Origin of the sequence: Gordonibacter urolithinfaciens, from assembly GCF_900199375.1 — a bacterium.
GTDB lineage: Bacteria > Actinomycetota > Coriobacteriia > Coriobacteriales > Eggerthellaceae > Gordonibacter > Gordonibacter urolithinfaciens.
In genome coordinates, this window is record NZ_LT900217.1 from 2,079,899 (window position 1) to 2,099,792 (window position 19,894).

The following is a 19,894-nucleotide window of genomic DNA, read 5'->3' on the forward strand; positions in this document are numbered from 1 at the left end:
ATGGCGAAGCAGCAGAAGCTCACGGCGAAGCAGAAGAGCGAGCGCATCAAAGCCGCGCAGGAGCGCGAACGGAAAGCGCAGGAGCAACGCAGGCGCGCGGAGAAGACGAAGCGGATATTCACCGTGGTCATCTGCGTGATCCTCGTGCTGGCGCTGGGCATTCCCACCATGGCCCTCATGGTCATGGGCGGGGGATCGTAGGACGCTGGCTACTGGGGCTCACCTGCCGTGTTCGAGTGATTCGCCCGGCCCGTGCGCGGACGAGCACCGGCGGCGCGCCCGCAATGCACGCGCCCGGCCCGTGGCGCGTACCCGGCTCGCGCTTGCGGCGCGCACGACGCGCCGCCTAACCCCTTGTTTTTTCTGTAGAGCGCCCGCAGATGCGTTGCCCGAACGCGTTTGTGATACTATGAGTCGTTGCCGCGCGGGGCGCGGCTGATACGTTGAGAGACACCGCGCAAAGGGGTTTGCTTTGTTTGGTATAGGTCCATTTGAGCTTTTTCTCATCCTGCTGTTCGGGTTCCTCATCTTCGGGCCCGACAAGCTTCCGGCCATGGCGAAGACGCTGGGGAAGGCCATCGCGAAATTCAGGGACGCCCAGGAGGAGATGAACAAGGTCATCAAGACGGAAGTCTACGACCCGAATTCCGACGAGCCGTTCAAGAACCCGCTCGACGCTTTGGCGAAGGTGGGAGAGATCGGCAAGGACGAAAAGAAGCAGGCGCCGGCCGCCTCCGGGAAGCAGGAGAGCTTCTCCGAGCGCAAGGCCCGGTACGACAAGGAGCGCGCCGCCAAGAAGGCCGAAGAGGCGAAGCAGGCTACGACGGCCGCGACGGCCACCGCCGCCGGCACTGCCGCAGCGGCGGCGGCGAAGCCCGTCGCACGGCCTGACGGCTCGTTCGCGAAGCCCGAGGAAGCCAAGCCCGCCCCGACGGCGGCGGCCGGAACGTCCCCGGCGAAGGCCGAGGCTGCGAAACCGGTGGCCGAGCCGAAGGCGAAGCCCTCGGCCGACGAGCTGTACGGCACGAAGCCGGTCGCGAAGAAGCCGGCCGCAAAGTCCGCGACGAAGCCCGCAGCTGCTTCGGGGGAGAAGAAGCCCTCGGCAGCGAAGTCCACCGCAGCGAAACCCGCAAAGACCGAGGCCGAGAAGGCGGCGGCTCGCTCGGCTGCTGCGAAGAAGGCCGCGGCGACGCGCGCTGCTAAGAAAAAGGCGGCTGAGGAGGCCGCCAAGGCCGCGCCCACGACGACGAACGAGAAGGGGGAATAAGCCATGCCTATCGGACCGGCACGTATGCCCCTTTTCGACCATCTGGGCGAGCTGCGCATGCGCCTTGTGCGCATCGTGGCGTGCCTCGCCATCGCCGTGGTGGTGTTCTACATGGCCACGCCCACGATGGGCCAGTTCCTGCTCCAGCCCATCTTCGATTTCCTGCCCAAGAACGCCGACGGCTCGCTGGCGCTGATCGCGCTCGACCCGTTCGAGTCGTTCGCCACGCGCTTCAAGATATCCATCTGGGCATCCATCGTGGCCTGCTCGCCGGTTATCCTCTGGCAGATCCTTGCATTCTTCCTGCCGGCGCTCAAGCCGAAGGAGCGCAAATGGTTCGTCCCGACATTCGGAGCGGCCGTGGCCCTGTTCGTGTTCGGAACGGTGTTCTGCTATTTGGTCATCCTGAACCCGGCGTTCGAATGGCTCACCGACCAGGCGGCCGGCCTGGGCGAGATAGCCCCGCGCATGTCGTCCTACATCGATATGATCATCAAGTTCGAGATAGGCTTCGGCTTCGCCTTCGAGCTGCCATTGGTGGTGTTCTACCTGGTGATCTTCGATATCGTGCCGTATAAGAAACTGCGCGGCGCGTGGCGCACCGTGTACGTGGCGCTCATGGTCATCTCTGCTATGGTCACCCCTGACGCCTCGCCCGTCACCATGCTGCTCATGTTCGCGGCGCTGCTGGTGCTGTACGAGGGCAGCCTGCTCATCTCGCGCATCGTGCTGGGCAAGCGCATCAAGAAGCAGAACGAGGAGCTCGCGCGCGAAGAGGCCGAGGAAGAGGAGCTGAAGCAGGAGATGCTGGCCAGGAAGAAGGCCAGGGCAGCGAAGAAATAACCGTGCCGACAATCAGGCCCGCCGCTTGATCGGCGGGCCTTTTCGTTAAGGAGCGCATCATGCACGAACTGGGCATCATGACGGGCGTCCTGGACGCCGTTCAAACGTCCGCGAGGCAGGCCGGCGCCGACCGGGTGCTCAAGGTGAGCCTGTCGGTGGGCGAGATGACCGAGGCCATCGAGGACGCGCTGCGCTTCGCCTTCGAGGCGCTTTCGGAGCAGCAGGAGTACGCGCTGTGCGCCGGCGCCGAGCTGGACATCGCCATGGTCCGTCCACGCAGCCGCTGCCTGGAATGCGGCGCGGAGTACGACCACGACCGTTTCCATATGCTGTGCCCCGAATGCGGGAGCTTCGCCACCGAGCTCGTCGCCGGCCGCGAGCTGCAGATCGACTCGATAGAGGTGGATATCCCCGACGGCGAGGAAGAAGGGGCCGCCGCCGCGGAATCCGTTTCTGCCGACGCGTAAGTTTGCTATGCTGGGCGCGACCAATAAGGAGCCATCATGCAGATAGATATGAAACAGCCCATCCTCGACAAGAACGACCAGCTGGCCTCCGAGCTTCGCGCGCGGTTCGCCGAGAACCGCGTGTTCGTGCTCGACCTCTTGGCCAGCCCCGGATCGGGCAAGACATCCACCATCCTGGCCACCATCGACGCGCTGCGCGACGAGTTCAACATCGCCGTCATCGAGGGCGACATCGCCAGCAATGTGGACGCCGAGCGCATCAAGGCCCAGGGCATCCCCGCCGTGCAGATCAACACGGGCGGCGCGTGCCACCTGGAGAGCGCCATGCTCAAGCGCGCCGTGGACGTGCTGGATCTCGCGCGCCTGGACCTCATCATCGTGGAGAACGTGGGCAACCTCGTGTGCCCCACGGATTTCGATCTGGGTGAGAACGCGAAGGTCATGATCCTGTCCGTTCCCGAGGGCGACGACAAGCCGCTCAAGTACCCCGGCGTGTTCCAGGTGGCCGAGGCCGTGGTGCTGAACAAGGTGGACACCCTGCCCGTGTTCAACTTCGACCGCGAGGCGTTCGAGTCCGCCGTGCGCCAGCTGAACCCGCAGGCTCCCATCTTCCCCATCGCCGCCACGAAGGGCGACGGCGTGGAAGCCTGGGCCGAGTGGCTTGCCGACCGCATCCGGGAGATCCAGTAACGGGGGAGCGCCCGCAACCGTGTTGAAACAATCGGCGCCCATACTGGCCGCAACGGCAGGCGCGAGCGAAAGGCTGGCATATGGAAACGAGCGAGCGGTACCGCCTCTGCGTCGAGGCGCTGCAAGGCTATGCGGACGACGCTGGGTTCTCCGACGTGGTCATCGGGCTGTCGGGCGGAATGGATTCCAGCATCGTGGCGGTGATGTGCGTGGATGCGTTCGGCGCCGATCACGTGCACGGCGTGCTGCTGCCGGGGCCGTACTCGAGCGAGCACTCGGTGGAGGATGCGCGGGAGCTGGCGGGCAACCTGGGCATCGAGGCGCAGGTCGTGTCCGTCTGCGAGCCGTACGAGGCGTTCGAGCGCGTGCTGGCGCGCGCGTGCGGCGGCGAGCTCTCGGGGTTGGCGGCCGAGAACACGCAGGCGCGCTGCCGCATGGTATGCCTGATGGCGCTGTCGAACGCACATGGCTGGATGCTGGTTAACACGAGCAACAAGAGCGAGGCCATGATGGGCTACTCCACGCTCTACGGCGACACGGCCGGCGCGTTCGCCCCCCTCGGCGGCCTGTACAAGACCGACGTGTACGCTGTGGCCCGCTGGCGGAACGTCCAGGCCGAGGCCGCGGGCGCGGTGCCGCCCGTGCCCGAGCGCGTGTTCGCGAAGCCGCCCAGCGCCGAGCTCTCGCCCGGCCAGGAGGACGAGAAGAGCCTGGGGCTGGACTATCCCACGCTCGATGCGCTGCTGCTGGCGCACGTGGAGCGCGGCCTAGGCGCCGACCGGCTCGTTGCCGAGGGCTTCGACGCCGCCACCGTCCAGCGCGTGCTGTCCACCGTGCGCGCCACCGCCTTCAAGCGCGCGCTGGAGCCCCCGTTCCCCGACGCGGCCTTCTACGCGTAAAGGGGCGCCACGCCTTTATTCCTTGGCGGCTTCCTTGCGAAGATTGCGTGACAACCCTCCGTCGTCCTGCCGCGCCCGCCCGTGCGGTCACTATACTCGGCGCATCCGGTAATGAACTGCAATTCCCATCAAAGGAGCCGCCGCCTCATGGAACGTCGGGCATTCTTCAAACTCGTGGGTGCGGGTGCCGTCGTCGCGGCGGGCGGGGGCTTGGCTGCCTGCTCGTCGGGCGCGGTGCCGTCGCCGCTCGCCCCCGCCGCCTCGGAGGAAGAGGGGCCGCGCGTCTTCGAGAACCCCGACGTCAGCTTCTCGTCCGACGTGGACGTGCTCGTGGTAGGCAGCGGCATCGCCGGGCTGTCAGCGGCCATGGCGCCGCTCGAGGCTGGGCGCTCGGTCATGATCGCGGAGAAGCTGGAGCTGCTGGGAGGCGAGAGCTACTCGTCCACGGGCGTCATGCACGTGTCCGGCAGCGCGTTGCAGAAGCAGGCCGGCATCGAAACCACGGCCGAGCAGGCATGGGACACACGCCGCCAGGAGTTCGCCGATGCCGGCATCACCGATCTCGACTTCGCCAAGCGGTTGTTCGTGACCGCGCCGGAATGGGTCGACCATCTGGTGGACGAGTACGGCGCCCAGTTCGAGAACCCCGGCGACCACGTGAAGGCGGGCGCGTCGGATCGTATCCTGTTGCCGAAGCGCGGATTGGGCGACATGGAGAGCATCATGACGCCGCTGCGCGACGGGCTCTCGTCGAAGGGCGCCGCATTCGTCACTGGCTTGCGCGCCTCGGCGTTCGTGGTGGATGCGTCCGGCGCGGTATGCGGCATGCGCTTGCGCGATGCGAAGACGGACGCCGCCACCGACGTGCGGGCGCACGCCGTGGTCATGGCCACCGGCGGGTTCGCCTCGAGCCAGCCGCTCGTACACGCAAACGTGCCTGCCCAGGAGCGTATCGGTTGCTACACCACCGCCTCGATGGGCGAGGGCCAGCTGCTGTGCGCTCACCTGGGAGGCCAGCTGGGCGATATGGGCAAGGCCGCGCCCCTGACGAGCGACCTGCCCGAGGCTGCGGCCTGGGGCCTGTTCGGCCCTGTGCTCATCGTGGATGCGCTCGGGCGTCGCTTCGCGCGCGAGGACGACCTGAATGCCGCCGCCGATGCCTGCGTGGCCGACGACCGGGGCTACTGGTGGACGCTGTTCGGCAAGAAGCTGTCCAGCGGCGCCCAAGCGCGCAGCATCGCGCAGGTTACGACGAAGAACGCCAAGCGCTTGGCAGGGCCGTTCGACGACGTGGAGGCGCTGGCGGGCGGCCTGGGCATCGCGCCCGAAGCGCTCAAGGCGGTGTTCGACGGTTACGGCGAGGCGGTTGACGCCGGCAAGGACGATGCGTTCGGCCGCACGGCGTTCCTGCAGGAGATCGAGCCGCCGTACTACGCGCTCAAGCAGTTCCCCGTGCGTTACAAGACACGCGGCGGCGTGCGCACCGATGCCGACGGCCGGCTGCTGAACGCGGCGGGCTCAGCCATCGCGAACGTGTACGCCTGCGGCTCGGTGGCGGCCGGCAGCGTGGGGGGGTTGGCGACGAACGGGGCGTTCGGGTTGATCGTGGGGCGGGCGGTGGCGAAGGCGCTCGACGAGGGGGATGCGGGGAAGTAGCTTTCGGCTCGAAGGATGGTCGCGACCGCGGCGGGGAGGCCTGCGGCTCGGGCAGTCCTGGGCTCGCACGAACAGCCCGCTGGGCTGTTCGGCTCGTGCGGAACTCGCTGCAGGCCTCCCCGCCGCGGTCGCGACCTCGCCTTTGCCGAAGACGAGCAAGGGCGCCTCGTTCGGTCGGCAGGTAGAGAGAGGGCGGGGCCCCGGCCGGAACGGCCGGGGCCCCGCTTGGGGAGGGGTGGAGGGTCGCCTCGTTTACGCCTTCAGCGCCTCGACGACGGCCTTGCCGCTGACCAGGCCGCTGCCGGCGTTGGGGGAGAGGTCGCTGCCGCTGTCGGCGACGGTGGAGCCGCAGCAGTACACGTTGGGGATGGGGTTGCCGTCCTTGTCCGTGAGCTGGCTGTCCGTGGTGATCTTCATGCCGCCGTGCGTCTTATAGCGGAAGGGGAAGTGCTTCATGGCATAGTAGGGCGCGGCGAGCGACTTCAGGAACAGCTTCTTGCCGAACTCGGTGTCCTCGCCGGCGGCCACCATGGCGTCGTACTTCTCGAACGTCTCCTTGAGCGTGCCGGCAGGCACGTCCATGGCCGCGGCCAGCTCGTCGAGCGAGCCGCACGGGCCCACGAGGCGGTCGGGGCTGCCTTTCATGTTCAGCTCGACGTTCCACTTCTGACTGCCGTTGATGGTCTGGTCGTCGAAGATGGTCCACCAGTAGCCCAGCTCGAGCTCGGCGGCCTTGTCGGGCGAGTCGTGGCTCTGGTCCTCCTTGATGAAGCGGCGGCCCTGCGGCGTCACCTGCACCTGTGGCGAGAAGTAGCCCCACACCGTGACCTGGGCCAGGTCGCTCATGCGGTTGGCCTCCATGTCCATGTGCGTGTACACGCCGCCCAGCGCCCGGCACATCTGGTGGCCTTCGCCCATGGAGTGCACGGTGAGCGGCCCGAGGCGCTGCTGGCTGGGCAGGTAGGCGGACACCATCTCCTGGTTGCACGAGAAGCCGCCCGTGGCCACGATGATCTTCTGCGCCTTGATGTCGACGGGCTTGTTGTTCTTCTCGTCGTTGAAGCGCACGCCGATGGGGGTGCCCTCGCCGTCCACGATGAAGTTCGTAGCGCGCAGGTTCAGCTTGTACGTGGCGCCCTTCTCCTCCAGGCCCTTCTGCAGCGGCGTGAGCACGGCCTGCATGTCGCCGATGCCGTTGCCGGGCAGCAGCATGGACGTGGGCGCGCCCGTGTCCATGTAGTCGGTGATGGGCTGGAACACCGCGCCGTAGTCGGATGCCACGCGGTCGGCCCATTCGGTCTGATAGACGTAGACGTTGTGCTTGTAGTCCATGTCATCGGTCTCGCCCTTCTTTTCCAGAATGGGAGCGTAGGCCTGCCACTTCGTCTCCGGGTCGCCCTCGATGCCGGCGTCCTTCTGCATCTTGGAGCCCGCCACGTTCATGACGCCGCAGGCGATGAAGCTCTCGCCGCCCACGCGGTCGAGCTTGTCTACGAGCATGACCTTGTGGCCCGCCTCCACCGGGTCCATGGCCGCCGACATGCCGGCGATGCCCGTGCCCAGGATGAGCACGTCGGTCTCCTCGGTGAAGTTGACGGGCGCGGTGCCCACCACGGCGTCGCCCTCGCTCGCGCTGCCGCCCTTGCCGCCGCCGTTGGGCGCGCAGCCGGCCAGCGCGCCGCCAGCCACGAGCACGGCACCCGAAGCCACGGCTGCCTTGAGGAAGTTGCGTCGGTTCATGCTGCTCTCCATAATAATCCTCCCTGTTCCCTCTGCTTGTCCGCCTTGCGCCGGTCGTTGCCGGGCGCAAGGCGGAATCCCTGTCGATCGTCCTCGCGACGATGCCCCCACTCTAGGTCCGCGGGCCGCCCCCGTCACCGTCCGTTTCGGGCTATATTGCCTTCTGCTGCCGTTATCCTGCGGTTTCGCCTCTCGCACGTGCAGGCGTTTCCGGTATCATGGGCGCATGATGAATGCGGGGAGGGGAAAGCGCGCCGCAGGGCACGCGTCGAGCGCAGAGGGGTCGGGGCGCGCAGCGCCGGCCGCTTCGCCGCGCGCGGTGGACCCGCGGCTGTTCTCGCTCGTGGTGATCGTGGGCTACGGGCTGTTCCGTGGCGTGAACGCCAACTCCTACCTGTCGGCGTTCGCCTCGGTGGAGGCGCCGTTCCTGTTCGTCCCCGACCTGTTCTTCAACGTGGTGGTGGCCTGCTCGGTGGTCGTGTGCTCGGTCACCGTCATCGCGCTGGTGCTGCGCGGGCGGCTGGGCCCGCTGTCCATGCCCTACGTGGCGCCCGCGGCGCTGTTCGTGGCGGCGAGCCTGTGCGCCCTGTTCGGCGTTTTCTCATGGATGCCATCCGATCTGGCGCTCATCGTGCCGGGCGTGCTGCTCGGGGCGGCGTCGGTCATGCTGTCGCTCGTGTGGGTGGAGGTGCTGGCCTGCCAGGAGCCGCGCGCCATCGTCACGCAGATCGCGCTCAGCATGCTGGTGAACATGGTGACGTCGTCGGTGCTCTCGGGTCTGTCCGGCGGCGCGCGGGCGGCTGCGAGCTGTGCGGCCCTGGTCGTCATGGTGCTGTGCGCGCGGTACGTGCGGCGCGCGTTGCGCACGGGTGCGGCGGGCGCGAGGGCAGGCGGCGCGGTCGTGACGATGGCGGTGGGAAAAGGCGCGGCGGGCGATTGCGCGGGCAAGGCGGCGCGCGGGCATCTGAAGGCCGCGCCGCGCGGATCGTACCGCGACGCGTTCTTGGAGCTGGGAGACTCGCTCGTTGCGTTCTGCGTCATGGAGGCCGTGATCGGGCTGCTCAACAGCTTCATGCTGGCCGGGTCCGTCACGTTCGCCGGGTCGGGCTCGGTGTCGGGGGTGGGCATGCTCATCGGCATCTTGGCGTTCTGCGTCGTCGTGTTCGTGGTGCAGCGCATCCCGCGGGTGTCCACGGCGTTCCGCGTGCTCATGCCATCATCGCCTCGCTCTTGGTGTTCCTGCCGTTTCTGGGCGAGCAGTTCAACCTCTTCTTCAGCACGGTGCTCTTGGGCGGCTACTACTTCATTGCGCTGCTCATCACGTATGTGGTGGCCGAGACGGCGCACGTGCGGAACCTGTCGCCCTACGTTCTCATGGGGGCGGCCGCGTGCCTTGCGCGCGTCTGCCTGGCCGCGGCGCTCTTGGGCGGGTACGCCATCGGCTCGCTGCCGGGCGGCCTGTTCGGCGAGAGCGAGCACCTCATGCGCTACCTGGTGGTCATCATGGCCGTGATCTACGCGCTGTCGCTGGCGGCCGTGCTCGTGTCGCGCGACCGGCGCCGCCGACGGCGCGGCGATGCGGATGCGGCGGGCTCGGTTTCGGCGCCGGCGGGTGCGGCCGTGGCGGCGCCTGCCCCGGCCATCGCGGCGGCCGAGGGCGATGACGCATTCGATGCGCGATGCGCGGCCGTGGCCGCAGCGGGCAACCTCACCGAGCGCGAGGCGGAGATCATGCGCTATCTGGCGCGCGGCCGCACGAAAGCTCATATCGCCGGCGTGCTGTACGTCAGCGAGAACACCGTGCGCAGCCATGTGCGCAATATCTATGCCAAGCTCGAGGTCCACACCCGCCAGCAGCTCATCGACCTCGTGGAGGAAGAGCGCGGCGCGGACGGCGGCGGCGAGGCTCCCGGCTCCCGGTAGGCGCGTTCGGATACTCCAATTACCTCGGTTGGTGTATGGCGCGGCGGGGCCGGGTCGCGTACCATGGCAGACATGGAGAACTTCCTTGTGAACAACCGCCCGATGGCGCCCAAGGACTGGGCGGTCGACGTCGCCGTGATGCTGGCGGCGTTCCTGTTCGGCTGCGGGCAGCTCATGCTCACGGCTTCGTCCATCGTGATCCCCGACCTGGAGTTGCGCCAGTACCTGGGCATCGTGAACGTCGTGCCCGACACGTCGGTGTTCGTGGCGCTGGCGCTGACCACGCTGCCGCTCGCGGCGCGGAGGCGGTTCCCATGGCCCGTGTTCCTGTTCGTGCTCATCACGTTCCTGGGGCTGCAGAGCGCGTTCCGCGGCTTCTCGCTCACGGTGGTGGGCCCCGTGGTGGCGCTGTACACCATCGCCTGCGAGCGCGGGCGCACGGAGGCCGCCGTCGCCGTCGCCCTGGCCGTGGCGGGCGTGCTGTTCGCCGACGCGCCCTCGCGCACGGCGAGCCTCGCCTTCTTCACGCGCTTCCAGAACGTCGCGCTCCTGGCGGCTGCGGCGCTCGCGGGCTACGCATACCGCACGCACCGCGCCTACGTGGCGGAGACGGAGCGGCGCGCGCTCGAGGCGGAGCGCTCGCGCGAGGAGGAGGCGGCCCGGCGCGTGGAGGAGGAGCGCGTGCGCATAGCCCGCGAGGTGCACGACATTACGGCGCACTCGCTCTCCGCGGTGAGCATCCAGGCGGCCGCGGCCGAGCGCCTGGTCGACCGCGACCCGGCGGCGGCAAAGCTCGCAATCGCCGCTGCGCGCACGACGGCGAAGGACGCCCTCGAGGAGATCCGCGGCATGATAGGCGTGCTGCGAGCCGGCGACCCCGCGGCCGAGACGGAACCCACGGCCGGCACCGAGCGCCTGGACGACCTCGCTGCCTACTTGCGCCGTGCCGGCGTGGACGTGGCGCTGGATGCGGGCGGGTACGACCGCGCCGCCGTGCCGGCGTTCGTGGACGTGGCACTGTACGGCATCGCCCGCGAGGCCGCGACGAACATCGTGCGGCACGCCGGCGCGCATGCGGCGACGATACGCCTGGCTACGGGGCCGACAGGCGCGAACCTGTCGGTAGAGGACGACGGCAGGGGCGCGGCGGCCGAGACGGACGGGCGCGGCCACGGCATTGCGGGAATGGCCGAGCGCGTGGGGCTTCTGGGCGGCACGTTCGCAGCCGGCCCGCGCCCGCGCGGCGGGTTCCGCGTGGAGGCGCGCATTCCCCTGGGAGCGGAGAAGGAGGCGTCATGATCGAGAGGCATCTGCGAGAGGCGCGCTCGGCGGCGGGGGAGGTGCCGGTCCGCTCGGCGGGCGAGCGTCCTCTGCGCTTAGTGGTGGCCGACGACCAGGACCTCGTGCGCAGCGGGTTCCGCCTGATCCTGTCCTCGTACGACGGCTTCTCCATCGTGGGGGAGGCGCGCGACGGCGAGGAGGCCGTGGAGCTCGCTCGCCGCCTCGTGCCCGACGTGGTCCTCATGGACATCCGCATGCCGCACCTGAACGGCATCGAGGCCACCCGCGCCATCACGGGCGATCCGGCGCTCGCCGACGTGCGCGTGCTCATCCTCACCACGTTCGACATCGACGAGTACGTCTACGACGCGCTCGCGGCCGGGGCGGGCGGCTTTCTGTTGAAGGACGCCGAGCCCGACGACATCGCCGCCGCCGTGCGCGTGGTGGCGGCCGGCGACGCGCTCATCCAGCCCTCGGTGATGCGGCGCCTGGTGGAGACGTTCGTGCGCATGCGCCCTGCGGCCGGTGCCGGCGTGGCCGCAGGGGAAGGCGGCAGCGCGTTCTCCGCGCTCACCGAGCGCGAGCGCGAGATACTGGTACAGGTGGCCCGCGGCATGACGAACGACGAGATAGGCGCCGAGCTGTTCATCTCGTCCGCCACGGTGAAGACGCACCTCGCCCGCATCATGGCGAAGCTGGGCGCCCACGACCGCGCACAGCTGGTGGTGAGGGCGTACGAGGGCGGCCTCGTGAGGCCGGGCGAGCGCTAGCATCGGTCACGGCGCGGCGGCATGTGCGGCCGCGCCCGTCGGTCGGCGATTGCACCGCAGCGCCGCGAAGCGATCGTGCTGCCGCCTCGCGTCCGCTTCGCAACCCCGCCCGCGCCGCCTCGTTCGCGCTGCAGAATCGTCCTGCTCCCGCTCCCGCCGCCCTGCAAGCGCCGCCCGCGTCTGTGCTGCAGCGCTACGCCGCGCCCCTTCGCAACCCCGCCCGCGCCGTCCCGCGCCCGCCTCGCCGGCCACTCCCCAGACCGTTTTTGTGCAAAAGCACAAAAACTTTCAGGAGTCCATCGAACGAATTGTGGCGATTATGCAAAACCTCAGTCAAGGGCACTGAGATTTCCTCAATTTTGCTTGCATTCGCTAACGAGGCTGCTATGATAACGCAATGTTTAGCACTCGTTACCCATGAGTGCTAGCAGTCACCGCAACGGAGTGGTTAAATAGCAAACGTGCTACAACCAGTTTCGGACAAGAGACGGACGAAAGGAAGGCTACGTTATGAACTTGAAACCATTGGGTGATCGCGTCATCATCAAGCAGGACGAGGCTGAGGAGACGACGGCATCCGGTCTGTATCTCGCTACCGAAGCGAAGGAGAAGCCCCAGACGGGCACCGTCCTGGCCGTGGGCGAGGGCAAGCTCGACAAGGACGGCAAGCTCATTCCCGTGCCGGTCAAGGAAGGCGACAAGGTCCTGTACGGCAAGTACGGCGGAACCGAGATCACCGTCGACGGCGAGGACGTCATGATCCTGCGCGCCGACGACCTGTACGCGGTGTTCGCGTAAACCGAAGCAACCCAAGCTAACGCTGAAAGGATAGGCACACTATGGCTAAAGAGATCAAGTTCGAGGCCGACGCGCGCAGCGCGCTCGCGGCCGGCGTCAACAAGCTGTCCAACGCCGTCAAGGTGACGCTCGGCCCCAAGGGCCGCTACGTGGCGCTCGAGAAGTCCTACGGCGCCCCCACCATCACGAACGACGGCGTGACCGTGGCCAAGGAAGTGGAGCTGGAGGACCCGATCGAGAACATGGGCGCCCAGCTGGTCCGCGAGGTTGCCGTGAAGACGAACGACGTGGCCGGCGACGGCACCACCACCGCAACGCTGCTGGCCGACGTCATCGTGTCCGAGGGCCTGCGCAACGTGACGGCCGGCGCCGACGCGCTGGGCATCCGCCGCGGCATCCAGAAGGCCACCGACGCCATCGTCGACGCCATCAAGGCCGACGCGACGCCCGTGTCCACCAAGGAGCAGATCGCGAACGTCGGCACCATCTCCGCCGGCGACGCCGAGATCGGCGAGAAGATCGCCGAGGCCATGGACGCAGTGGGCAACGACGGCGCCATCTCCGTGGAGGAGAACGCCGCCTCGTTCGACTTGGAGCTCGACATCGTCGAGGGCATGCAGTACGACCGCGGCTACATCTCGCCGTACATGGCCACCGACATGGAGAAGATGGAAGCCGTCCTCTCCGACCCCTACATCCTGCTCACCGACCAGAAGATCACCAGCATCCAGGACATGGTCCCGCTGCTGGAGGAGGTCATGCGCTCCGGCCGCCCGCTGTTCATCGTTGCCGAGGACGTGGAGGGCGAGGCCCTGGCCACCATCCTGCTGAACAAGCTGCGCGGCACGTTCAACTGCGTCGCCATCAAGGCCCCCGGCTTCGGCGACCGCCGCAAGCGCATCCTGGAGGACATCGCAGCCGTCACGGGCGCGCAGGTCATCGACAAGGACTTCGGCATGACCATGGCCGACGCCACCATCGACATGATGGGCCACGCCAAGACGGTCAAGGTCACGAAGGACACCGCCCTCATCGTGGACGGCGCCGGCGACAAGAAGAACATCGAGGACCGCATCCACCAGATCCGCGCCGAGCTCGAGCGCGTCGACTCCGACTTCGACCGCGAGAAGCTGCAGGAGCGCCTGGCGAAGCTGTCCGGCGGCGTGGCCGTGCTCAAGGTGGGCGCCGCGACCGAGTCCGAGCTCAAGGAGAAGAAGTCCCGCATCGAGGACGCCCTGCAGGCGACCCGCGCGGCCGTGGAAGAGGGCATCGTCGCCGGCGGCGGCGTGGCGCTCGTGGACGCGCTGCCCGCGCTCGACAACATCGCGTCGGTCGACAAGGACGAGGAAGTCGGCGTGGCCATCATCCGCAAGGCGCTGGAGGCCCCGATGCGCGCCATCGCCCAGAACGCGGGCTTCGAGGGCAGCGTCGTGGTGGAGCGCGTGAAGGGCATGGGCAAGGGCGAAGGTCTGAACTGCGCCAACGGCGAGTACGGCAACATGATCGAAATGGGCGTGAACGACCCCGTCAAGGTCACGCGCACCGCGCTGCAGTCCGCTGCCTCCGTGGCGGCCCTCATCCTCATCACCGAGGCCACCATCAACGACATCCCGAAGGACCCGGATCCGGCGGCCCTGGCTGCCATGGCCGGTGCCGGCGGCGGTATGGGCGGCATGATGTAAGACCCCCCGGTTCCGGCAGCCGCCCGGCCGCCGGAACCACCTGAGACGCTGCGGGCGCTTACGCGCCCGGCCAGCGTATCCCTAACTCGGAGAACGGGGCGGCCGATGGGCCGCCCCGCTTCGTTTTCTGGCCGGCGCGTTGCTTTTCACGCCAGCCGCCGGGTCGCCCACAGCTTCGGGTGCGATGAGGGCGATGCGGAGGCGGGGCTAAATGTCGCCCGCCCGGCTAGCGCTCCTTCTTCGACACGAGCAGCAGGATGCCGCCTACCACGGTCACGAAGATGAGCGTGCACACGCCGAACGCCACCGTGTTCGGCTTTGTCCCCTGGTAAACGCCCCAGCAATGGACGCTCATCGGGATCATCCAAGCGAGCGGGATGATGGCCCATCCCACCGAGATAGTGGAGATGAGGCAGAAGATAAATGCGATCAGCCTGAGCGTCCGGTCGCTCTCGGTCGTTGCCGACGGATAGTAAACGGGAGCGACGACGGGTTGCCCGTAGGCGGGGGCGCGGTAGCCTCCCTCGGGGCAAGCCGTCGGCTGGGCGTCCGCGAAATCGTTGGTCCACTGCATGCCGTCCCAATAGCGAAGCCTCGTCGCGTTCCCTGACGGGTCTGGATACCATCCAGCCTGCTGCGTTCCCATGCTGCCTCCCCCGGCGTCTATGAAAGTGCGGTAATGCCTTCCAGTATAGCCCATCGGCTCGCATAGCCGCCCCGTAGCACGTGCTGTTCGACGCGGATAGGCCTGCTTATCGATACGCTCCGCCCTGCGCTCGAGGTCAGGCGTTGTCCCCCCCCCCTATCGGGCGGAATCCTCGCCCTGTTTATTGCCGGTTGCAATCGGCGGCGGAAAGACCGCACGCATCGGTTCCATGTGACTGTTCGGCTACGTCGCGGCTTGAACGCCCCTGTTGGACTACAATACGAACCTATGGAAGAATTCATGCACATAGCCGGGCATGTCCTGGAGCATTCCGTCGCCGACACGCTGTACCTCGTTCCGTTCCTCTTCGTCACCTACCTGGTGATGGAGTGGCTCGAGCATAAGACCGGCGGCAAGGCGCAGGCGGCCGTGCAGCGCGCAGGAGCCGCGGGCCCCATCGTGGGAGCGGTGGTGGGCGTGGTGCCGCAGTGCGGGTTCTCGGCCGTGGCGGCCACGCTCTGGGCCGGGCGCGTCATCACGCTGGGCACGCTGTTCGCCGTGTTCCTTTCCACGTCCGACGAGATGCTGCCCATCTTCATCGCCGAGCAGGTGCCGCTGGACGTCATCCTCAAGATTCTCGGCGCGAAGATCGTCGTGGGCATGGTCATGGGCTTCATCGTGGACGCCGGCATGCGCCTCGCGCGGCGCATCGATGCGCCGCTGCACATCCACGACTTGTGCGAGCGCGACCACTGCCACTGCCATGACGGCGAGGGCGGCATCCTCAAGAGCGCGCTCAAGCACACCCTGCAGGTCACGGTGTTCATCTTCATCATCACCATCGTGCTGAACGGCGTGTTGGAGGTGGTAGGCGAGGACGCGCTGGGCGAGTTCCTCAGTGCGAACCCGGTGCTCTCGGTGTTCGGATCGGCGCTCGTGGGCCTTGTGCCCAACTGCGCGGCCAGCGTGGTCATCGCGCAGCTGTACGTGAGCGGCGTGCTGGGCTCGGGCGCGATGCTCGCCGGCTTGCTGGTGAGCGCGGGCGTGGGCCTGCTCGTGCTCGTGCGCACGAACCGCCACTGGAAGCAGAACGTCGCCATCATCGGAGGCCTGTACGCGATGGGCGTGTTCTGGGGCCTCATTGCGAATGCGCTCGGCATCGTGTTCTAGGGCCGCAAGCGCGGTGGCAAATGCAGTATTCCGGTCATTTCTGTGCAAGCTTCTGACCTGGAACGATAGTGCATAATACCAGTTCAAAGCGCAGAAAATGAAATGCACAAAAATGCACGGTATATTACATCCAGGCCAGATCTTCTTCGGAATCCGAAAAAGATTGCCGATGGGCCTCTGGCATCCGAAGCGCCCTCACCGCTATAGTATGACCAGACCGCAAAACGAGAGGAGCATCGCCCATGACCGCACTTGAAGCCGGCATGACGCGCGACGAGGCGTTCGCGCTGTTGCAGGAGCACAACAAGGACCCGTTCCATATCGAGCACGCCGAGACGGTGGAGCAGACCATGCGCTACTTCGCGCGCGAGTACGACCCCGAGAACGAGGAGTTTTGGGGCATCGTGGGCCTGCTGCACGACCTGGACTGGGAGGAGCACGACGACGAGCCCGAGCTGCACACCATCTACGCGGCCAAGGACATCGAGGCCGCCGGCGGCTCGCCCGAGCTCATCCGCGCCATCCAGAGCCACACGTCGGATTTCAACCCCGAGCTTCCCAAGCCCGAGCTGCAGATGGAGAAGGTCCTGTTCGCCACCGAGGAGCTGACGGGCCTCATCGGCGCGGCCATCGTCATGCGCCCCAGCAAGAGCGTCATGGATTTCGAGGTGAAGTCGCTCAAGAAGAAGTTCAAGGACAAGCGCTTCGCCGCCGGCGTGAGCCGCGACGTCATCCGCAGTGGAGCCGAGATGCTAGGCTGGGAGCTGGACGAGCTGTTCGCCCGCACCATCGAGGCCATGCAGTCCTTCGCGCCGGACAAGGACACGTTCGTTCCCGCCGAGGGGTAAGGGAGACCTCCCGAGATCGCTCGCGCCCTCTTGCCGCAGATGCAGCAGGAGGGCGCACGTTTTGCGCTTGGGCGCACGCTCGGGCAGAGGCGAGGCCGGCAAGCGCGCGGCCGGAGGTCTTCCGAGCTCTTCCCAGGCCCTAAGATTCGTCCACTTCCCTCAGCCGGCGCCGCATGGTGCCGTGCTTGCGGCTGACGAACAGGTACGCCGCCAACGCGACGATGGCCACCAGCGACATAGCCTCGAACAGGCCGCGGAAGCCCAGCACTGGCTGCACCAGGCCCAGCAGCAGCGGGCCCAGGCCCACGCCCACGTCCAGCAGGATGTAGAACGTGGAGTTCGCCAGGCCCAGCCGGTCGTCGGGGGCGATGCGCACAGCCAGCGCCAGCCCGCTTGCCTGCACGGTGCCCACGCCGAAGCCCAGCAGCGCCGCCGCCGCGAGCATGGCCGCGGGCCGGTACACGGTTGCCAGCAGGCCCATCCCGACGATGAACGCGATGAACGCCGGCACCATGACCACGCGGTCGCCCTTGCGGTCGAACAGCTTTCCCGTGAAGGGCCGCGTGACGAACGTGGCCACGGCGTACACCACGAAGAAGAAGCTGGCAGGCTGTTCCAGACCGCTCTCGGCGGCAAACGGCGTGAGGAACGCGAGCAGGCTGGAGTAGCAGAAGAACAGCAGCGCGCACACGGCGCCGATGGGCAGCACGCTGGACTCCAGGTAGTTCCCCAGGTCGAAGCGCGGCACGCGGAAGTCGCCGGCACGCTCGTCGCGCTCGTCGCGCGCTATCTCCTCGGCAGCCTCCTCGATATCCGCGTCGCTCTCCTGCGCCGCCTCGGGCACCTTCAGCTGAGCGGCGGCCAGAAGGCTCAAGCCGGCTACGGCGGCTGTAGTCACGAACAAGGGGAAGAAGCCGGCGTTTTGCGAGAGGAACATGCCCAGGAAGGGTCCGATGGCCGCTCCCAAGGTCACGGACAGCATGTAGTAGCCCACCCCCTCGCCCTTGCGGCTGTCCGGCACGAGCGCCGTTACGATGGTGCCGATGGTGGTGGAGCACACCCCGTAAGCGAAGCCGTGCAGCAGGCGGGTGGCGAACAGGGGGGCGAACCCGAGCCCGGCCAAGTAGAGCACCGAGAACACCACCTCGCCGATCGCGCCCATGACCAGCAGCCGCTTGCGCCCCACCTTGTCCATGATGCGGCCGCTGACGAGGCGCGCCGCGAGGGCACCGATGATGAAGATGCTCGCGGCCAGGCCGGCCGTGGCTGCGGGTGCGTCGTAGGTTTTCATGGCGTAGTCGGCCACCACGACCATGAGGCCGTAGTAGTTCACCATGAGCAGGAAGTTCACCGCCGTGCCCAGCGTGAAGTCCTTCGTCCAGAGCCTCGCCTGCGTTGCAGCCGACATGCTAGCGCGCCGCCTTGTCGTTCGGTGCGCCGGTCAGGTTCGCGCCCTGGGAGCCCGTGCCCGGGGTCTCCGCTGCGGGTGTCGTGGCTGCCGATTCCCCGGCGCCAGGCGCGTCCGCCGCGGCTGCCATAGCCCCGCCGGCCGCTCCTGCGCCGGGTGCGTCCTTCGCGATGAGCACGGCTACGGGCGACCCCTGCACCACGGCATAGCTCACGCTGCCCAGGTACCCCTTCACGCCGCCCTTGCCGCGGCTGCCCATGACGATAAGGTCGCAACCCTCGTCCTCGGCGCATTTCAGCAGCAGGTCGGCCGGCGACGTGCCCTTCAGCAAGTGCGCGTGGGCCCTGTTCGGCACGCGCTCGGCCAGCTGCTGCAGCGCGGCGTGAACGCGGTTCGCCTCCTCGATAAGCGGCCCCTCGGCACCGGTGCCCAGAGCGAACAGCTTCAGCACGTGCACGAACACCAGCTCGATGCGCTCATCCTGCGCGCCGATGGACTGGGCGAGATCGAGGGCTTTCGCAGAAGGGGTCGATCCGTCGTAGGCGACGAGAACTTTAGAGCACCACATGGCTATCACGGCCTTTCGGGAGGGCGGGCTGGCGGAAGACGGCGGGGATGCCGCGCGGAAGCGCCGCAGGTTACGCATACCCCTCGATTGTAGTACCGCCGAGGCGGCGCGTATGTTACGGCTTCGTTTCAACCGGGAGGCGGAATGTGCCTGGCCGGCCCCCCGTTCAGCATTTCGCCGGGGCACCCTTTTGCGGTGCCGCAGACTGCGCTCTTCTCGTGCGCAGGCGGGTGTTGCGAACATTTTCATTGACCGTCTCACCCGCCCCGGCTAGAATAGATACTCGCGCATTGCAGACGTGGGCCGTTAGCTCAGCTGGTAGAGCAGGGGACTTTTAATCCCAAGGTCGCGGGTTCGACTCCCTCACGGCCCACCATTTCAACGTCTGCGCAGACGGCGCCTGGCAAGACGCGCCGCGTTGCAAGCGCTCCGCACCAAACTGGGCCATCGTCCAACGGCAGGACTCTGGTTTTTGGTACCAGCTATCCAGGTTCGAATCCTGGTGGCCCAGCCAGTTGGTCGGTTGCAGCCGTCGTAGGTTGCGCGACCCCAAGCCGACAAGGCGGCTGCGCTTGGCGCGAATACCTGGCGGTCCCGTTTCTCCGGCGAGGACCGCGCGGCATCGAACCGCACGCCTGGCAAGCAGGTGACTTCGAACCAGCGGGTTTGTTGGTGTTGTGCGCTCGTTTATTTTCTTCTCCCTTTCCCCGAAACTTTTGGTATCATCTATGGTTGCTGTTTAGTGACGATTTGCTTGAAGGAGCACTTTTGACCAAAGAAGATGTTATCGAGCTCGAGGGGACCGTCCTGGAGGCGTTGCCGAACGCTATGTTTAGGGTGGAGCTCGAAAATGGCCACAAGATATTGGCCCATATCTCCGGCAAGATGCGTATGCACTACATCAAGATCCTCCCGGGGGACAAGGTGACGGTGGAACTGTCCGTCTACGACTTGAACCGCGGGCGCATCACGTACCGCTTCAAGTAAGCGCGCGAATCTGCACGGCCTGTGAACCAGGTGTGCGCATTTTGTGTGCCATGCGGCACACGGCAAGCACGAAAACAACCGCCTGCGGCTGGGCGTATGTATAGATTAAGGTACACATAAACCGAAAGGAATTGATTATGAAGGTACGTCCTTCGGTCAAGAAAATGTGCGACAAATGCAAGATCATCCGACGCCATGGCAAGGTGCTCGTCATCTGCGAGAACCCGCGCCACAAGCAGCGTCAGGGCTAG

21 protein-coding genes and 2 tRNA genes are annotated in these 19,894 nt (G+C 67.0%); 19 read left to right on the top strand and 4 right to left on the bottom strand.

Going from position 1 to position 19,894, the window contains the following annotated elements:
- The 7 genes from BN3560_RS08905 to BN3560_RS08935 all read left to right on the top strand — a co-directional run bounded on the left by BN3560_RS08905 (position 1) and on the right by BN3560_RS08935 (position 5,822).
- A complete protein-coding gene (locus BN3560_RS08905) occupies positions 1-201 on the top strand; it encodes a hypothetical protein (protein WP_015539463.1) in 201 nt (66 codons plus the stop codon).
- Between the two features lie 271 nt (positions 202-472).
- Positions 473-1,267 carry a Sec-independent protein translocase subunit TatA/TatB gene (locus tag BN3560_RS14885; RefSeq protein ID WP_096227777.1) on the top strand — a complete coding sequence of 265 codons (795 nt, stop codon included), beginning with the start codon at positions 473-475 and terminating at the stop codon, positions 1,265-1,267.
- 3 nt (positions 1,268-1,270) lie between these two features.
- Positions 1,271-2,110, top strand: coding sequence for a twin-arginine translocase subunit TatC (gene tatC, locus BN3560_RS08915; RefSeq protein WP_096227778.1), 840 nt, complete (start codon positions 1,271-1,273; stop codon positions 2,108-2,110).
- Positions 2,111-2,169: 59 nt separating this feature from the next.
- Positions 2,170-2,577 carry a hydrogenase maturation nickel metallochaperone HypA/HybF gene (locus tag BN3560_RS08920; RefSeq protein ID WP_096227779.1) on the top strand — a complete coding sequence of 136 codons (408 nt, stop codon included), beginning with the start codon at positions 2,170-2,172 and terminating at the stop codon, positions 2,575-2,577.
- A gap of 36 nt (positions 2,578-2,613) precedes the next feature.
- Positions 2,614-3,267 carry a hydrogenase nickel incorporation protein HypB gene (gene hypB, locus BN3560_RS08925; RefSeq protein WP_087189968.1) on the top strand — a complete coding sequence of 218 codons (654 nt, stop codon included), beginning with the start codon at positions 2,614-2,616 and terminating at the stop codon, positions 3,265-3,267.
- Positions 3,268-3,347: 80 nt separating this feature from the next.
- Positions 3,348-4,166 carry an NAD(+) synthase gene (gene nadE / locus BN3560_RS08930; RefSeq protein ID WP_096227780.1) on the top strand — a complete coding sequence of 273 codons (819 nt, stop codon included), beginning with the start codon at positions 3,348-3,350 and terminating at the stop codon, positions 4,164-4,166.
- A gap of 147 nt (positions 4,167-4,313) precedes the next feature.
- The gene (locus BN3560_RS08935) at positions 4,314-5,822 is read left to right on the top strand and encodes an FAD-dependent oxidoreductase (protein ID WP_096227781.1); all 1,509 of its coding nucleotides are present in this window, start codon (positions 4,314-4,316) and stop codon (positions 5,820-5,822) included.
- A gap of 252 nt (positions 5,823-6,074) precedes the next feature.
- Here the strand turns inward: BN3560_RS08935 and BN3560_RS08940 are convergent, their stop codons facing one another.
- Complete coding sequence (locus BN3560_RS08940) at positions 6,075-7,574, bottom strand: FAD-dependent oxidoreductase (RefSeq protein WP_096227782.1); 1,500 nt, start codon at positions 7,572-7,574, stop codon at positions 6,075-6,077.
- 214 nt (positions 7,575-7,788) lie between these two features.
- Here BN3560_RS08940 and BN3560_RS08945 point away from each other — a divergent pair, with 214 nt between their 5' ends.
- The 6 genes from BN3560_RS08945 (at position 7,789) to groL (ending at position 14,016) form a co-directional block, all read left to right on the top strand.
- On the top strand, positions 7,789-9,075 hold the full coding sequence (locus tag BN3560_RS08945) for a hypothetical protein (protein ID WP_231897372.1): 1,287 nt from the start codon (positions 7,789-7,791) through the stop codon (positions 9,073-9,075).
- Positions 9,045-9,485: a response regulator transcription factor gene (locus tag BN3560_RS14730; RefSeq protein ID WP_231897373.1), complete on the top strand. Its 441-nt coding sequence runs from the start codon at positions 9,045-9,047 to the stop codon at positions 9,483-9,485. Before BN3560_RS08945 ends, BN3560_RS14730 begins: the two co-directional genes overlap by 31 nt.
- A gap of 63 nt (positions 9,486-9,548) precedes the next feature.
- Complete coding sequence (locus tag BN3560_RS08950; protein WP_227153810.1) at positions 9,549-10,784, top strand: sensor histidine kinase; 1,236 nt, start codon at positions 9,549-9,551, stop codon at positions 10,782-10,784.
- Entirely contained in the window at positions 10,781-11,536 is a 756-nt protein-coding gene (locus tag BN3560_RS08955; RefSeq protein WP_096227784.1) for a response regulator transcription factor, read from the top strand. The genes BN3560_RS08950 and BN3560_RS08955 overlap by 4 nt, the downstream gene beginning before the upstream one ends.
- Positions 11,537-12,046: 510 nt before the next feature.
- Positions 12,047-12,334, top strand: coding sequence for a co-chaperone GroES (locus BN3560_RS08960; RefSeq protein WP_041239244.1), 288 nt, complete (start codon positions 12,047-12,049; stop codon positions 12,332-12,334).
- 41 nt (positions 12,335-12,375) lie between these two features.
- Complete coding sequence (gene groL, locus BN3560_RS08965; protein ID WP_087189963.1) at positions 12,376-14,016, top strand: chaperonin GroEL; 1,641 nt, start codon at positions 12,376-12,378, stop codon at positions 14,014-14,016.
- Between the two features lie 226 nt (positions 14,017-14,242).
- On the opposite strand, the gene BN3560_RS14535 is transcribed toward groL, so the two are convergent.
- A complete protein-coding gene (locus BN3560_RS14535) occupies positions 14,243-14,716 on the bottom strand; it encodes a DUF2510 domain-containing protein (RefSeq protein ID WP_331712890.1) in 474 nt (157 codons plus the stop codon).
- Between the two features lie 234 nt (positions 14,717-14,950).
- On the opposite strand from BN3560_RS14535, the gene BN3560_RS08975 reads away from it, so the two are divergent.
- Positions 14,951-15,832: a putative manganese transporter gene (locus BN3560_RS08975; protein ID WP_096227785.1), complete on the top strand. Its 882-nt coding sequence runs from the start codon at positions 14,951-14,953 to the stop codon at positions 15,830-15,832.
- Between the two features lie 242 nt (positions 15,833-16,074).
- The gene (locus BN3560_RS08980; protein ID WP_096227786.1) at positions 16,075-16,680 is read left to right on the top strand and encodes an HD domain-containing protein; all 606 of its coding nucleotides are present in this window, start codon (positions 16,075-16,077) and stop codon (positions 16,678-16,680) included.
- A gap of 139 nt (positions 16,681-16,819) precedes the next feature.
- On the opposite strand, the gene BN3560_RS08985 is transcribed toward BN3560_RS08980, so the two are convergent.
- Positions 16,820-18,088: an MFS transporter gene (locus BN3560_RS08985; RefSeq protein WP_096227787.1), complete on the bottom strand. Its 1,269-nt coding sequence runs from the start codon at positions 18,086-18,088 to the stop codon at positions 16,820-16,822.
- 1 nt (position 18,089) lies between these two features.
- Positions 18,090-18,656, bottom strand: a complete 567-nt coding sequence (locus BN3560_RS08990; RefSeq protein WP_087189959.1) for a universal stress protein — start codon at positions 18,654-18,656, stop codon at positions 18,090-18,092.
- A gap of 300 nt (positions 18,657-18,956) precedes the next feature.
- On the opposite strand from BN3560_RS08990, the gene BN3560_RS08995 reads away from it, so the two are divergent.
- The 4 genes from BN3560_RS08995 (at position 18,957) to rpmJ (ending at position 19,894) form a co-directional block, all read left to right on the top strand.
- Positions 18,957-19,032: transfer RNA gene (locus tag BN3560_RS08995), tRNA-Lys, on the top strand.
- A 64-nt stretch (positions 19,033-19,096) separates the two neighbouring features.
- Positions 19,097-19,170: transfer RNA gene (locus BN3560_RS09000), tRNA-Gln, on the top strand.
- 254 nt (positions 19,171-19,424) lie between these two features.
- Positions 19,425-19,643 carry a translation initiation factor IF-1 gene (infA, locus tag BN3560_RS14375; protein WP_009306918.1) on the top strand — a complete coding sequence of 73 codons (219 nt, stop codon included), beginning with the start codon at positions 19,425-19,427 and terminating at the stop codon, positions 19,641-19,643.
- Between the two features lie 137 nt (positions 19,644-19,780).
- Complete coding sequence (rpmJ, locus tag BN3560_RS09010; protein WP_006363204.1) at positions 19,781-19,894, top strand: 50S ribosomal protein L36; 114 nt, start codon at positions 19,781-19,783, stop codon at positions 19,892-19,894.

Bases quoted from the DNA above. Each gene is read 5' to 3' on its own strand.
- tatC (WP_096227778.1), top strand. From the start codon at position 1,271: ATGCCTATCGGACCGGCACGTATGCCCCTTTTCGACCATCTGGGCGAG.
- BN3560_RS08920 (WP_096227779.1), top strand. From the start codon at position 2,170: ATGCACGAACTGGGCATCATGACGGGCGTCCTGGACGCCGTTCAAACG.
- BN3560_RS08990 (WP_087189959.1), bottom strand. From the start codon at position 18,656: ATGTGGTGCTCTAAAGTTCTCGTCGCCTACGACGGATCGACCCCTTCT.
- BN3560_RS08975 (WP_096227785.1), top strand. From the start codon at position 14,951: ATGGAAGAATTCATGCACATAGCCGGGCATGTCCTGGAGCATTCCGTC.
- hypB (WP_087189968.1), top strand. From the start codon at position 2,614: ATGCAGATAGATATGAAACAGCCCATCCTCGACAAGAACGACCAGCTG.
- BN3560_RS08985 (WP_096227787.1), bottom strand. From the start codon at position 18,088: ATGTCGGCTGCAACGCAGGCGAGGCTCTGGACGAAGGACTTCACGCTG.
- BN3560_RS08950 (WP_227153810.1), top strand. From the start codon at position 9,549: ATGGCAGACATGGAGAACTTCCTTGTGAACAACCGCCCGATGGCGCCC.
- rpmJ (WP_006363204.1), top strand. From the start codon at position 19,781: ATGAAGGTACGTCCTTCGGTCAAGAAAATGTGCGACAAATGCAAGATC.
- BN3560_RS08955 (WP_096227784.1), top strand. From the start codon at position 10,781: ATGATCGAGAGGCATCTGCGAGAGGCGCGCTCGGCGGCGGGGGAGGTG.
- groL (WP_087189963.1), top strand. From the start codon at position 12,376: ATGGCTAAAGAGATCAAGTTCGAGGCCGACGCGCGCAGCGCGCTCGCG.
- BN3560_RS08935 (WP_096227781.1), top strand. From the start codon at position 4,314: ATGGAACGTCGGGCATTCTTCAAACTCGTGGGTGCGGGTGCCGTCGTC.
- nadE (WP_096227780.1), top strand. From the start codon at position 3,348: ATGGAAACGAGCGAGCGGTACCGCCTCTGCGTCGAGGCGCTGCAAGGC.
- BN3560_RS08960 (WP_041239244.1), top strand. From the start codon at position 12,047: ATGAACTTGAAACCATTGGGTGATCGCGTCATCATCAAGCAGGACGAG.
- BN3560_RS08945 (WP_231897372.1), top strand. From the start codon at position 7,789: ATGATGAATGCGGGGAGGGGAAAGCGCGCCGCAGGGCACGCGTCGAGC.
- BN3560_RS08905 (WP_015539463.1), top strand. From the start codon at position 1: ATGGCGAAGCAGCAGAAGCTCACGGCGAAGCAGAAGAGCGAGCGCATC.
- BN3560_RS14730 (WP_231897373.1), top strand. From the start codon at position 9,045: ATGCGCTACCTGGTGGTCATCATGGCCGTGATCTACGCGCTGTCGCTG.
- BN3560_RS08940 (WP_096227782.1), bottom strand. From the start codon at position 7,574: ATGGAGAGCAGCATGAACCGACGCAACTTCCTCAAGGCAGCCGTGGCT.
- BN3560_RS14535 (WP_331712890.1), bottom strand. From the start codon at position 14,716: ATGGGCTATACTGGAAGGCATTACCGCACTTTCATAGACGCCGGGGGA.
- BN3560_RS08980 (WP_096227786.1), top strand. From the start codon at position 16,075: ATGACCGCACTTGAAGCCGGCATGACGCGCGACGAGGCGTTCGCGCTG.